This window comes from Chryseobacterium sp. DZ-32 (genome assembly GCF_059587025.1).
On the sequence record NZ_JCAIOM010000002.1, the window covers coordinates 42,287 to 55,384 of the forward strand.

The 13,098-nt window shown below is 34.6% G+C and carries 9 protein-coding genes; 2 read left to right on the top strand and 7 right to left on the bottom strand.

All coding sequences use genetic code 11. The annotated features are described in order from the left end of the window. The first annotated feature begins 10 nt into the window (after nucleotides 1-10). Nucleotides 11-1,186 (top strand): Pycsar system effector family protein, encoded by a 1,176-nt coding sequence (locus tag AC59HC_RS02165; protein ID WP_343643554.1) that lies wholly within the window; start codon nucleotides 11-13, stop codon nucleotides 1,184-1,186. A gap of 19 nt (nucleotides 1,187-1,205) precedes the next feature. Further along, the gene (locus AC59HC_RS02170) at nucleotides 1,206-2,129 is read left to right on the top strand and encodes a bestrophin family protein (RefSeq protein WP_496557926.1); all 924 of its coding nucleotides are present in this window, start codon (nucleotides 1,206-1,208) and stop codon (nucleotides 2,127-2,129) included. Nucleotides 2,130-2,142: 13 nt separating this feature from the next. Here the strand turns inward: AC59HC_RS02170 and AC59HC_RS02175 are convergent, their stop codons facing one another. The 7 genes from AC59HC_RS02175 to AC59HC_RS02205 form a co-directional block, all read right to left on the bottom strand. Then, on the bottom strand, nucleotides 2,143-4,455 hold the full coding sequence (locus tag AC59HC_RS02175; RefSeq protein WP_496557927.1) for a GAF domain-containing protein: 2,313 nt from the start codon (nucleotides 4,453-4,455) through the stop codon (nucleotides 2,143-2,145). 310 nt (nucleotides 4,456-4,765) lie between these two features. After that, complete coding sequence (locus tag AC59HC_RS02180; RefSeq protein WP_183037459.1) at nucleotides 4,766-5,824, bottom strand: SH3 domain-containing protein; 1,059 nt, start codon at nucleotides 5,822-5,824, stop codon at nucleotides 4,766-4,768. An 87-nt stretch (nucleotides 5,825-5,911) separates the two neighbouring features. Next, nucleotides 5,912-8,164, bottom strand: a complete 2,253-nt coding sequence (locus AC59HC_RS02185; RefSeq protein ID WP_496557928.1) for a hypothetical protein — start codon at nucleotides 8,162-8,164, stop codon at nucleotides 5,912-5,914. 12 nt (nucleotides 8,165-8,176) lie between these two features. Further along, a complete protein-coding gene (locus tag AC59HC_RS02190) occupies nucleotides 8,177-9,028 on the bottom strand; it encodes a DUF4280 and LysM peptidoglycan-binding domain-containing protein (RefSeq protein ID WP_496557929.1) in 852 nt (283 codons plus the stop codon). Further along, nucleotides 9,025-10,053, bottom strand: coding sequence for a LysM peptidoglycan-binding domain-containing protein (locus AC59HC_RS02195; RefSeq protein WP_496557930.1), 1,029 nt, complete (start codon nucleotides 10,051-10,053; stop codon nucleotides 9,025-9,027). The genes AC59HC_RS02190 and AC59HC_RS02195 overlap by 4 nt, the downstream gene beginning before the upstream one ends. A gap of 154 nt (nucleotides 10,054-10,207) precedes the next feature. Beyond that, on the bottom strand, nucleotides 10,208-11,587 hold the full coding sequence (locus AC59HC_RS02200) for an NADH-quinone oxidoreductase subunit N (protein WP_105684347.1): 1,380 nt from the start codon (nucleotides 11,585-11,587) through the stop codon (nucleotides 10,208-10,210). A gap of 16 nt (nucleotides 11,588-11,603) precedes the next feature. Then, nucleotides 11,604-13,097 carry a complex I subunit 4 family protein gene (locus AC59HC_RS02205; protein ID WP_062675590.1) on the bottom strand — a complete coding sequence of 498 codons (1,494 nt, stop codon included), beginning with the start codon at nucleotides 13,095-13,097 and terminating at the stop codon, nucleotides 11,604-11,606. Between the last annotated feature and the right edge of the window lies 1 nt (nucleotide 13,098).

Sequence of the window (13,098 nt, forward strand, 5' to 3'; positions counted from 1 at the left end):
AATTTCAGGGATGAGCATTTTACAAAAAGCTAAAAATTATGTTGAAATCTTATTCAAAGATAAGTTATCTTCAGTATATTTTTATCATAATTTTATCCATACTGCCTATACCGTTAATAAGGCTGAGGAAATCATGAAAAATACCCCTGTTTCTGAAGAGGATCAGGAAAAGGTTCTTGTTGCATTATGGTTTCATGATACAGGGTATATAGAATGTGCCCTGAACCATGAAGAAAGAAGTGTGGAGGTGATGAAAGCCTTTTTACATCAGGAAAATTATCCTGAAAACTATATTGCAGATGTTGAAAAACTTATTCTGGCTACGAAAATTCATTACGAACCCCAGAATTTACTGGAAAAAATTGTAAAAGATGCTGACTTCAGCCATTTTGCAGGTCATGATTATAGTGATATTTCTGATGCTTTGAGAAAAGAATGGGAACTAACGAATGTAAGATGTTTTTCCAATGAAGAATGGAATGCTGGAAATCTGGATATGTTAAAAAATAAGCATACTTTTTATACGGATTATGCTAAAGAAAACTGGGAACCCCTGAAAAAGAAAAATATTAAAAAAATCGAAAAGAAGCTGGAAAAAGAAGAAGAGAAAAAAGAAAACAAAAAGGAGGCTTCGGAAGGTAAAAAAGAAAAAGAAAAATCGGACAGAAGTGTTGATACCTTATTCAGGGTGACACTGAACAATCATACGAGACTAAGTGACATTGCAGACAGCAAAGCCAATATTCTTTTATCGGTAAATGCCATTATTATTTCAGTGTGTCTTTCCGTGCTTGTGCCGAAGCTGGATGCTCCTAAAAATTCACATCTGATTCTTCCAAGTTTCATACTATTGCTGTCAAGTGTACTGACGATCATATTTGCGATTCTGTCTACAAAACCGAATGTAACCAAATCAACATTTACTTCTCAGGATATTGCCAACAGAAAAGTAAACCTGCTGTTCTTTGGAAACTTTCAGCAGATGTTGTTTGACGACTATAACAACGCCATGAAAGACCTTATTAAAGACAGGGATTATATTTATGACTCAATGGTGAAGGATCTGTATTATCTCGGGAAAGTTCTTAACAGGAAGTACAAACTTTTATCCATTACCTACAAGATTTTTATGGCTGGAATTATTATTTCCGTTTTATCTTTCGGGGTGGCTTTTCTTAGTCTTTAATTAATAAACATCCACACAAATGATCGTCAGACAGCGTACGAATTGGCTGAAAATGTTATTTATATGGAGAGGATCCGTATTAAAGAAAATTGTTGTTCAGCTTACCATTATCACGCTGTTTTCCCTGGCTATTTACTTTTTCAAAGGAAAAATTTTTGACTATAAAGTGCATCTTAATCCTACCATTTTTACATTGATAGGACTGGCACTTGCCATTTTTATGGGATTCTGTAATTCTGCAAGCTATGACCGTTTCTGGGAAGGGCGGAAACTCTGGGGATTACTGGTCATTGAAACCAGATCTCTCACAAGACAGATCCTATCGCTGGTAAAGGATTCTTCGCCTGAAGCTAAAGAGGAAAAAGAGAAAATCATCAAGCTGATCTCTGCATTTGCATGGTCACTGAACTTTCAGCTGAGAGATAAATCTGGTACAGAACATCTTGCGAGACTGCTTTCACCAGAACAATTGGAACAGGTGAAGAACAAGAAATTTATTCCCAATATTATTCTTGGTTTTATTGCAGACTGGCTCAACGAACAGAATAAAAAAGGAAACATTGATACCATTGTCATGACTTCTATGGATCATCAGCTGAACCAGTTTTCTACTATTTCCGGTGGGTGTGAAAGGATTTACAATACACCATTACCCTTTGCTTACAGTGTTTTGCTGCATCGTACCGTTTATTTATATTGTTTCTGGCTTCCTTTCGGGCTGGTAGATACGTTGGGATGGATGATGCCATTGATCGTTCTGCTGATCAGTTATACCTTTATTGCTCTTGATGCTATTATTCAGGAGATTGGTGAACCTTTTGGTGAAGAGGAAAATGATCTTGCTTTAAACAGCATCTGCCGTACGATTGAGTTTTCTATTTTTGAGCAGGCAGGAATTCCTCAAGGGGAATTGAAGAAGCCGGATACTTATTTTGTGGATTAAAGAAGCATCATTTTTATTCCTGCGGAAGTGTAAAAGAAACCCTTAACGCCAGCAATCCAGTGATTCCCTGAAGATCCTCTACTCTTAAAAATTCTACGTCATGCTGCAAAACCTCTTTTTTCTGGAGTTTCGAAATATAATCTAAATATTCCTTCTGATTTTCCATTCCGAAATAGACAATGGTGATTTTTCCGGGAGCGGTGATACGCTCGGAAGAATCTTTCACATGGGCTTTATCCAGACGTTTTTTAATAATCTCGTAATAGGAATTGTAGGCTCCGTCTACATCAAAACGTTTTTCATCCATTCTGAAACGGATGTCTATTTTTTCATTATAGACGAAAATCAGTGAAGCAATATCAAGTGGTACCGGAAGATACTTTTTGAACGACTGAAATTCAAGTTCCATTTTACAGATGGTTTTCAATTGCCAGTATCTCAGTTTGTGGACTACTTTTGAAGTATAGTGCAGCTCAGGAGCGATGGTAGAACCAATATACAGATTATGTTCCACACCGTCAGATTTAAACCTTTCATAATAATGCGGAAAAATTTCCTGTGCTTTTACCTGGCTTTCATCCAGCATATCTGCCAGTTTCCGGTTAACAAGCGTAATAGAATCATCAAGGTTTTTTCTGTGGTGATAAAACAGATCCGTAGAAGTAAAGATATGTGAAAAGTAGTCTTTGATTTTTGTTTTTATTTCTCTGGAGGTTCTTACTTCCAGTTTTCCCTGTAAAAAAGGATGAATTTCTTCCCTTAATAATCTCTGAAAACGTTGTTCCGTATCCGCTTTGATCTCATTGTTGATCTCATTTTCAAAAACATCCAGTGCCAGTATAAATTTTTCGGAATCCGAGTTGGTGAGTGTCAGAATTTCGTTCAGCCATTCAATCTGCTGGTTGAGATCCTGCAGCATCAGATTAAAACGCTTTTCAGAAGAAGAACGGATATCCGAAACCCCAAACAACGGGGTAAGATTTTTGAATGCAATCTGTTTTAAAGTATATATTTTTTTTCCGAGCGATGCCGTAAAATATTTCTCAGCTTCATTTCTGAACTTCCAGACCACACTGTCGTGGATGGTTGTATACTCACGCTGAATAATGGCTTCTATCTGATAGTTTTTCTCAAAGTAAAACCTGTTCAGAGAGAAGAGAACCATATCAGTGAAAAACTCCAGTTTTTTAAGTTTTAAGCCATTGAAACTTCCGGCAATCGGAGAGGTGAATTCCATGATCGCAAGGAGTTCTCCATCTTTCATGATAGGAATTACCATGAAACTGTTGACATTATTGTCTTTTAAAATACTGAAGGAAGGAAGCAGCTTGACATTCTCTTCCAGGTTGTTTACATTGGAAACAACTACAGGCTTTGAATTATGATTTAAATTATTGAAGGTACTCTTACGGGTTTCTTCATCAAATGCATTGATCCAGAAATCAAGGATGTGATTTGTGAGAAGACTTTCGTAAATCGGAAGTTTATCAAGTTTCTGTTCCTTTTTGTTGAACGTCATCAACCCGAAGTTGAGTTCCGGAACATCAAAATAGGATTTGAAAATTTCAGTCAGATTTTCATTGGGATTCATATTTTCCGGATCAATTTCAATCATGCTTGATTTCAGATCGGAAAGGGCCACTTCAGAGGTACAGTCTACCAGTGAAATGATGGTAAATCCTTTCAGTATCCACGATTGTGAAGGGAAATACTTTTTCCAGAGTTTAAAATCATCAAGATTTTCCAAAAGCATATCCAGAATATCATCAGATGGAATTTTGGCATCTTCTGTAGGAGTAATTTCCGTAAAATCTGAATTGACCGTAATTTTATAATGCTTCATGATTCCCTGTTTGTTGGGAATATCATAATAAAACGGAAGTGTACTTTTAATATCTTTTTTGAAGTAGCTCTGAAGAATCAGACAGCAGCAAAATACATAGAATTCGTTATCTGAAATATTCCTGAGTTCTATTTCGAAATCTTTTCCTGCATCTTTCAGAATATCTTTAAACCTTTCGGTATAGTTAAAGGTAATGTTGGAGAGCGGAATACTTGCCGCTTTTATTTCGTTTCTGGTGAGGCCTGTCGGGAAAAGGTCTGCAAGAAGCAGTCTGATGAGGTCTTCATATTTTTCAAGAAGGGCTGTATCCTGAAAGCCTTCTCTAAGGTCTTTAAAATTTCGGGTGCTCTCTAGTAATGACTCTGCATAATTGACCCTGTATTCCAGTCTGTCATTATACCGGATATGTTCCAGAACATCCAAATATTTTTTGAATGATATATAAACCTGAAAGGGAGAGTCTTTTTTATAGAGATTAGCCAAGAGCTGAAAAATTTAAAGTAAAGTTATGAAAAAATCACTATTTATAAATTTGTTATTAATTGTTGAAAATAGCCTTTTCTATCACTTTATTTTTGTTTTATAGTGAAATTATTAACAAGAATATTAAATTTAGTGAATCTCTGTTTCTTTTTATAAAAATATCTGAGCTTTTTTATATGGTAATACATTTTTAATAAAATAAAAGCTTCCATTGACTATAGAAAAGCTTTATAGTTAAAAATGTTGACAATGGCGAAAAAGAAGGAAAAATCGTCTAAATGTTACTAACCGAAATATATTTTATTACGTATTACTCATTCTTTATTCTACTTTTATGAATATAACCTTTTTTGCCATCTTTTGTTTCCACAAGCCACCAATCTCCACTGTCATCTAAAACTTTTACCTGTTCACCAGATTTTATTTTTTGTAAAACTTCTGAAGTGGTATTTTTATCTTTTCTTAAATTGGTATACCCGTCAGGGTCATTAATTATTTTATTGTCGTCCGGACCATTGAATATTTCTAAGTTTTCACAAAAGACTTTTAATCTTTCATTACCATAATAACTGTTGTGTTCTAACTTTTTAATAAAGCCTTTGTTTTTATTGATAAAACTCTGAACATCTCCAATATCACCTACATTTAATGACTTTTCACATAAAAAAGCAATACTTTTATCACATTCTGCATAGTCGAGTTGATTTTTATACATCATATTGAGAATTTCTCCCAATGAATCATATCCGTTTCCTTCCTTTGCTTCAGAAAGTATCTCTTTTGTTTTGCCTTTATAAACAATCTGTTCAATGTCATTCACTATACCGCTTCTAAGCACAAATTGTTGATTTTTATTTTTTCTTCCGAAGATTAATTCATGAAAAGATGTTGTGTTTGAAAAATCGAAATCTTTGAAAGCAAAACTTACAAGATCTTTATCTTCATTATATCCATAATATAAAACCAGATCTTTTGTAAGATAAGGATCTCTCATTTTCAGGATTTTTAACGCCGTTTTATCTTTATAAATAATAAATTTATTATACTGATATAAAATATCTGGCGTGATAGAATATTTAGCATCAGAATCGCTATCCTGTACTAATATATATGCTTTACTTTTTATAGCAACTTCCGGAAAATCCGATATTCTCAGGGAGACAATCCTATTGGTATATTCATCAATATTTACCCCGTAAACTTCTGATATTCTTTTGGAAAACAATTCAGAATCAGGAAATTTATAATTGAAGTTTTCTAAGGATTTAGCTCCGTAATTGATAATATCTGGTGAAAGATTATCATAATTGAACTTAGTGTTATCACCTTCTTCAATCAGGTTATAGGGAGCTTTATTTTGTGAATTCATTTGTTTGTTCGTTTTATTTTGTCCACATGATAATGTGAATATTAATAATACTATTTGTGGCAGATTCTTATTCATTACTAATTTATTTTAAATTCCTGTCCATTTTGTAGTTCCATATGCTGGGTTATCCCATTGTGATTCTTTTACTTGACGCGGCTCAACAATAAAATGTACAGGTCTATTATCGCCTAAATTTAAATCGGATATTTCTTTAACAAAGTTTTTAACAGGTGTTGTATCTTTTCCAGAATTGAATGTGAAACAACCTACTGAAAAGCGTGGGCAATAATGATGCAGGGCAACCCCTCCTCTTGCCCCATCAGGTCCATTTATTCCATTTTCATCACCTGCAGATTTTGATTCAGAATCAATTACATAAATTAAATATTTTTGACTATCTAAGCCTGGAACTAGGAAGTATTCACCAGGAGGAATTTCATTGTATTTTCCAAATCTTTTATCCGAATGTTTAAATGTTTCATTAGAAGATTTGGAATAAGTTTGATGTGTATCTCTACTTAAGTATGTTGTATAGTCAGGGTTAGGTAGTTTATTTTCTCCTTTAAGTTTTTTGAATGTTGCTAACGTAATATCTTTGTAGACTGTTGTCTTGTACATGATCCAATATATATTTTGCGCTGGATCTTTTTCACTTCTCTTATCGGTTCCAGACACTAAAATTACTGTCCCTTTTTCAGTGGAAGTTGATTTGTTCTTTCCTAATGTACATTCATTTACTTTTAAATGAGACACACTTTTTTTAAAGAAATCAGTTGCTACATCCAGATTTTTTAAGCCTACATTTATTTTTTTTCTAACAGGTCTTACATTTTTTACATCATTAACCATTAATGTAGAATTACTCAGCCCTTTACCTTTCCAGTCTGCCAATGCACTGAGAACAGCATATTTTGGCTCTGTGGGCATGTCATAGTAAGTAATAAAATCAAATAGATCTACATCTTTTATAGTTTTTTGTTTTCTGTTTTCTTCAAATTCAAATTTATCAAAATGCTTTATCCTTTTTTCCGAAGATATTAATTCGCTGTAGATTTTTGCGGGAACATATTCTTTAATCAAGCCCATTGCAGATTTGTAATTACCTTTGCCCGTTAATTGAATCAAGCCTTTTCCCCGGAAGTTAAAGCCATCTCCGCTGGCTTCATTTCCATTGCCGTTACCAAATCCGTTTTCAGCCGCATATAAAAAACTGAATAACTTTTTTTGATCGGGTCTTTCATTACAGAATTCTTCAATCTGTCCTCTTTTATCCAATAGTTTACCGCGATCCCCAAAAGTACCACTGCGAATATTTCTTGGAATATATTTTACATTTCCTTCTGCCATTTCTTTTTCTCTAAAATGGGTTTCTGCTGCAATTTGAGCTAGAAAATGAGCTTTTTTTGCACATGTATTTATTCCAAAATCTAATTTATATTTATTAATCCATTTGACACAATCCATTCTGAAAGTTTTGTCACTTTCCCCAAATATTTCTTTTATCTCATCCCAAGTGAAATCTTTTTCACACCTCGGGCATTTCCCTTCAGAACCTTGCTGATTAGGATCCTGTCCCACATTGCTGGCGGTCTCGGGGTTTTCCGGTGGAGGATTGATGCCATTTCCTTTTACCGCAATGATCTGATTCAGAACCTGAACTGTTTGTGGGCTGAAGGTGGAAATATTATTATGTTTAACTACCAAATAGTATTCATGTTCTCCTCCATCTATCATAAAAGATATTCCACTTCCCTGAGCTTTTTTCATCATCAATTCAGTAAGGACTATATTTTCATCATTTACTCCATTAGCATTAACTGCAATTTCTTTTTCATAAAGTAGTGTATTTTCGTCTTTGTTGTGTCCGGTGTCTTCTGTTGTGTCTCGTTCCCAAACCTGTAAAATCAGCTTTTCTTTAAACATATTCTGCGTTTTTATTTCCGCAACTATGGTCTGACCATATTTAGGTTTTATTGTAATCTTTTTTTTATTGCTGTCAAGGAGCGTTAATGATATAATTTTAGGTGCTCCTTTCGTGGGTCTTATGTAAATAATGGTATTGCCTTTTTTTTCAGGAGAATTCAGATACCCCTCTACAAAGAATTCCTGTCCAAGAGCTTTTTCTTCAAAAGTAAATGTCCCCGTTGCCCCTTTCTTTTTAATATTGGTAGAAGTATAACTTCCATTATTTCTTTTTCTGAAGAGTTCCCAAGTGACATTATTCCCATTTCTTTGGCTGGCAGGAGTTTCCTTATACCATTCTGTAACTGAATAGGATGCCGAAGCACCAATTTGTGGATTTGTGGGACCTGTTATTTTTGCTACACCTTTTTTTGACATTGCCTTATAATTTTAATGTGCATAACTATTTTCATTATCAATCTCTTCTTTCAGCTCATCAATGTTCACTATGGGATTATAAATATTCTGTTCCTGAGAATCAGCATTGGCAATCTGTGTTTTGCTGATTCCGTTTTGTTGCCCATGCTTCAGGACCATAATTTTTCCGCCGGTAGTGCACATCAATTCAGAAATTTCTGTTAGACAACTTTTCCCCATTACCTTCACTTTTTCATAGGTTTTCTGCCATTTTCCTGCGGGAGCATAGGTACAAGGTAGATATCCTCCAGAACTCGGCTTTAGTTTACATTGACCGAAAGGTTGCACAGATGGATCAAATTGTAAATCATCTTCTGTTACAGCCAAATAATCATCTTGACCTTCTGCATTATTCCAGTAATGTTTTTGATGACTTGTCACTTTAAATCTTGGAAATTTGAACCCCTGATTACATTGGCATATACCTTTTTGAATAACGAAATATTTTCCATCATGTTCGTTGGAGTCCTTATTTTCCTCTTCAGTCTTCTTAGTCTCTTTTTGATTTTTTGAAGAAGTATTGCCTAACTCTCCCGCAGATGAATCTTCGTTTGAACTTTCATTATTATCAGGATGAGTTTTAGTATTGCTTTTCTGCATATCAGAATTTTTATCTTCGTTCGGTCTGATGCTTTTATCATTAGCTAAAAACTCTTGGTCTTCAGGAATACAAATTTGTTTCCCTGCCTTTAACTCTCCATGTATAATATCATTTTGGGGGCATGAAAGATTATGAAAAGTTTTTAAGTAGTTCTCATCTTTTATATTGAACTTTTGGGCAATATCGGCAAAAGTATCATTGTTCTTTGTGATATAAATTTTCATTTTTGTGTTTTTAGATTTAAGTGGTGTTTATAAAATAGCTCATTCCTATGACAAATACATATTGTGGCACTTGCTTCCGCTAATTGTTTAGTAAATTTATTTGTGAAATAATGTATTTCTATGCTGGCGTTTATACTATCTTCCTGTTTTTCGTTTTCAAAACGAGATCCTTTTATTAATTCCTGAAGACTGCAATTCTCTGCAATTATTCCTTTAATAACTGTTTCAACATATTCTATATTTTCATGAAAATATTCGGCATTAAAATCAAATTTCAAGGGAAAAGAATTGGGGTATATTTTGAAACGTTCTACCCAGCTTGATTTTTTGCTAAACCAATTTATATCAGGAAATAATACTTTATTTAATAAGGTAGAGCTTATCTGTTTTAGAAAATATTTTTCATTTGAGATATTTTCATAGAATAAATCAATATAGGCTTTTGAAGGCGCACCTGTAAAAAAATCTCTGATAGCTGTTTGATTATCTTTAAATTTTTGTACTAAAGTTTTATGATCGGCAAATGAAGAAATTTTTCCATCAGGTGATATAATAAATGGAATGGGAGAGACTGTTTCCATACAAGCTAGCGCAAGGGAACTTACTTTGTCATCTGGTGTGCAGTTGTTTTTTTTGAAATTTTTTTGTCTCTTTTTTGCAATAATCTGGGTTGCCTTCTGATCTATTTCAATATTAACTTTATAATTAAATGTTAGTTCATTTTTATTGAATTGCTGTATATTTTCTGTGATATTATATTCATCAGCGTGAAGCGAAGCTAAATCCTGGGCTGAAGGAAGTCTTTTTTGTAATAGGTCTTCATATTCTTCTTTAGAAACATAGGCTATAGGTATCAAAATAAAATCGACTCCCCTCAGGCTTTCAAACCACAACTTATCCATCTTCCCGCAGTTTTGATTATGAAACTCTTTTAGGTCGTGTTTGTTCATATTCATACGAAATGCAATAGAGTTGAGGCTATCATCTGGCTTCACTTTATATTTGATAAAATCTTTTTTCATCATCAATTTTTTTCAAATAATGTAAATCTATAAAATTTTAAAAAGATAAACTGTAGTAATTCTACGATAAGTGATAAATAAATTTTAAAGTAATTATATCAACAAAAAAACCTCCCATTAAATGGAAGGTTTTAATATCATTTATAATAAGGTCGTTTTACAATCCAAACATTCTTGCAAATAGATCCGGGAAAACTCCTAGGATGATAATCAGGGCAATAACCACTACTGCAATAATGTTGTAAGTAAGGGTTACTTTTTCTGATGATTTGAATGTTGATTCTTTAAAGAAGAACATTGCAATGATCAGTCTTAGATAGTAAGCAATGGATAGGGCAGAACCTAACACAGCTACCAGTACTAAGAATGCAGCACCGTTCATCGCTTGGGAGAATAAAGCAAATTTCCCCATGAAACCAGCTGTTAACGGAACTCCTGCCATTGAAAGCATTGAGATCGTTGCTGCTGTTGCCAATAAAGGTTCTGTTTTTGCCAATCCTTTGAAAGCTCCGAAAGAAGTTTCTCTTTTTAATTTCTCTACCCAGATCAGACACATGAAAACTCCTACTGTAGATAAAGAATAAGCAAACAGATAGAAGGCAAGGTTATAAGTAGAAAGGCTTGTCATTCCGAAGAATACCAATCCGATATATCCTGCGTGAGATACTGAAGAGTATGCCAGCATTCTTTTTGCATTCGTCTGAGCAAGACCCATAACGTTTGCCAAAAGTAATGTAATGATTAAGAATACCCCTAAAACATTAATCCATTCGTGAGTAACCCCAGCGAAACCAAGCGTCATCAATCTGAACAGCGCAAAGAATCCTGAGATCTTTACTACACTCGCCATGAAAGCTGTGATTAATGAAGGAGAACCTGCATATACATCAGGGCTCCACATATGGAAAGGTGCTAAAGCTACCTTGAATGCCAATGCGCAAAGAATTAGTAATACTCCTAAGATAAACATTACATTTCCAGCATTTGCTACTCCAAAGTCGTGGATTTTGTACAGATCAAAACTTCCTGCACTTCCATAGATGAACGCAATCCCAAACAGTAAGAAACCTGTTGCGAATGCACCCATAAGGAAATATTTAATAGAAGCTTCGTTGGATCTCAGATCAGTTTTGTTAGCTCCCGCCATTACATATAACGGAATAGAAAGGATCTCAACTCCCAGGAACATGGTCACAAGGTTCTGATATCCGAAAAGGATGATCCCTCCACATAATGCAAATAGCATCAATGCATATAATTCTGACTGGTGGCTTCTGTGGTTGCTGAAAGCAAAACCGCCCAGGAAGAATAACAATAATGTTGTTACGATTGATATTTTAGTGAATAATGCGGTATTGTCACTGTACTCATACATATGCTTGTAATGGTCGAAAAACGAACATTCCGGCATAAAACTTACGTACAATGCGATGATTAATCCCAAAATCCCAATGTATCTTGCGAATTTTCCTTGTTCAAAAACTCCTGAAAATAACGCAATAACTGCCGTTAGGAAAACAATAATTAAAACACTCATTTCTTAAAATATCAAATTAACTTACCATTGATTGGTAGATAAACTTCACCGAACTACTCACCATATCGATTACCGGTTGTGGGAAAATACCTAGTAAAATCACAAAAACCGCTAAACTTGCCAATACAGAAAATTCTACGCCTGATAAATCTTTTGCTGTACTTAAAACGGCTTCATCTCCTTCTCCAAACATTGCTTTTCCGTAGAATCTTAATAAATACACCGCACAAAGAATTACCGTAAGACCAGCAATTACTGCTGCTGTTCCATTGAAATCATAAACTGATTTCAACAAAATAAATTCCCCGATGAATCCATTGGTTAATGGAACTCCCATTGAACCTAATATAATGATCAGGAATAACACCGCAAACTTAGGTGCTACTTTAGCTAAACCACCCATTTGTCTGATGTCTCTTGATTTAAATCTCTTGTATAAAATATCACAACAGTAGAATAATCCTACCACGTTGATACCGTGAGCAAATGTCTGTACCAAAGCTCCTTCAGCTCCTTCTACATTGAAAGTTCCTCTTAAAGTAACTACTGCTGAAGCGAAGATTCCCGCTACCATCAATCCTACGTGAGAGAAAGATGAATACGCAATGATTCTCTTCATATCCGTCTGGATGATCGCAATCAATGCACCATGAACAATTCCCACGATGGCAAGAATAATTACAATCTGTCCTGAAATTCCGGCAATCGGAAGCGGAGTGATTGGAAGTAAGTATCGCATTACACCATATACTGCCATCTTCAGCATGATCCCTGATAATAACATAGATCCCTGAGTAGGAGAGTAGGTATACGTGTCAGGCTGCCATGTATGGAAAGGGAATACCGGTAATTTCACTGCAAAAGCAAAGAAAATAAACCAGAATACCACAGTCTGCTGTACTTCATTCAGCTGAGCATTATATAAATCTGTTAAAGCGAATGATGCAGAGTGGTTGTACACATAAATCAATCCGGCTAACATAAATAATGATCCCACGAAAGTATATACGAAGAATTTCGTAGTGAATTCAAACCTTTTATTCTCTTGTCCCCAAAGTCCGGCAATGAACCAAATTGGAATCAAAGTTACCTCCCAGAAAATGTAGAATAACAATCCGTCTAAAGAAGTGAATACCCCTACAAGACCAAACTGCATCAATAGAATCAGTCCGTAGAATGTATTTCTATAGTTTACATTTTCGTTGAAAGATGATAAAATAATGATTGGAGCCAGAATATTGGTCAGTAATAAAAGAAGCATGCTCATTCCATCGATACCGAAGTGAAGAGAGCTCTTCATAAATTGTGACCATGGATAATTGATCTCATGCTGCAATACGCTGTCTACTGTCGGAGTAAAATCAAAATCCGAAAGTACGTAAAACGTAAGGAGCATTTGTACCAATGCAATTCCAAGCGCCAAATATTTGCTGGAATTATTCTTCCAGGCAAAAACTAATCCCGAACCTACTAGAGGTAATAGTAATAATGTTAATAACAAACAAGACATT

What these genes read in the sequence shown, in the direction of transcription:
- AC59HC_RS02185 (WP_496557928.1), bottom strand. Translation starts at nt 8,164, where the DNA reads ATGTCAAAAAAAGGTGTAGCAAAAATAACAGGTCCCACAAATCCACAA.
- AC59HC_RS02190 (WP_496557929.1), bottom strand. Translation starts at nt 9,028, where the DNA reads ATGAAAATTTATATCACAAAGAACAATGATACTTTTGCCGATATTGCC.
- AC59HC_RS02165 (WP_343643554.1), top strand. Translation starts at nt 11, where the DNA reads ATGAGCATTTTACAAAAAGCTAAAAATTATGTTGAAATCTTATTCAAA.
- AC59HC_RS02205 (WP_062675590.1), bottom strand. Translation starts at nt 13,097, where the DNA reads ATGTCTTGTTTGTTATTAACATTATTACTATTACCTCTAGTAGGTTCG.
- AC59HC_RS02180 (WP_183037459.1), bottom strand. Translation starts at nt 5,824, where the DNA reads ATGAATTCACAAAATAAAGCTCCCTATAACCTGATTGAAGAAGGTGAT.
- AC59HC_RS02200 (WP_105684347.1), bottom strand. Translation starts at nt 11,587, where the DNA reads ATGAGTGTTTTAATTATTGTTTTCCTAACGGCAGTTATTGCGTTATTT.
- AC59HC_RS02170 (WP_496557926.1), top strand. Translation starts at nt 1,206, where the DNA reads ATGATCGTCAGACAGCGTACGAATTGGCTGAAAATGTTATTTATATGG.
- AC59HC_RS02195 (WP_496557930.1), bottom strand. Translation starts at nt 10,053, where the DNA reads ATGATGAAAAAAGATTTTATCAAATATAAAGTGAAGCCAGATGATAGC.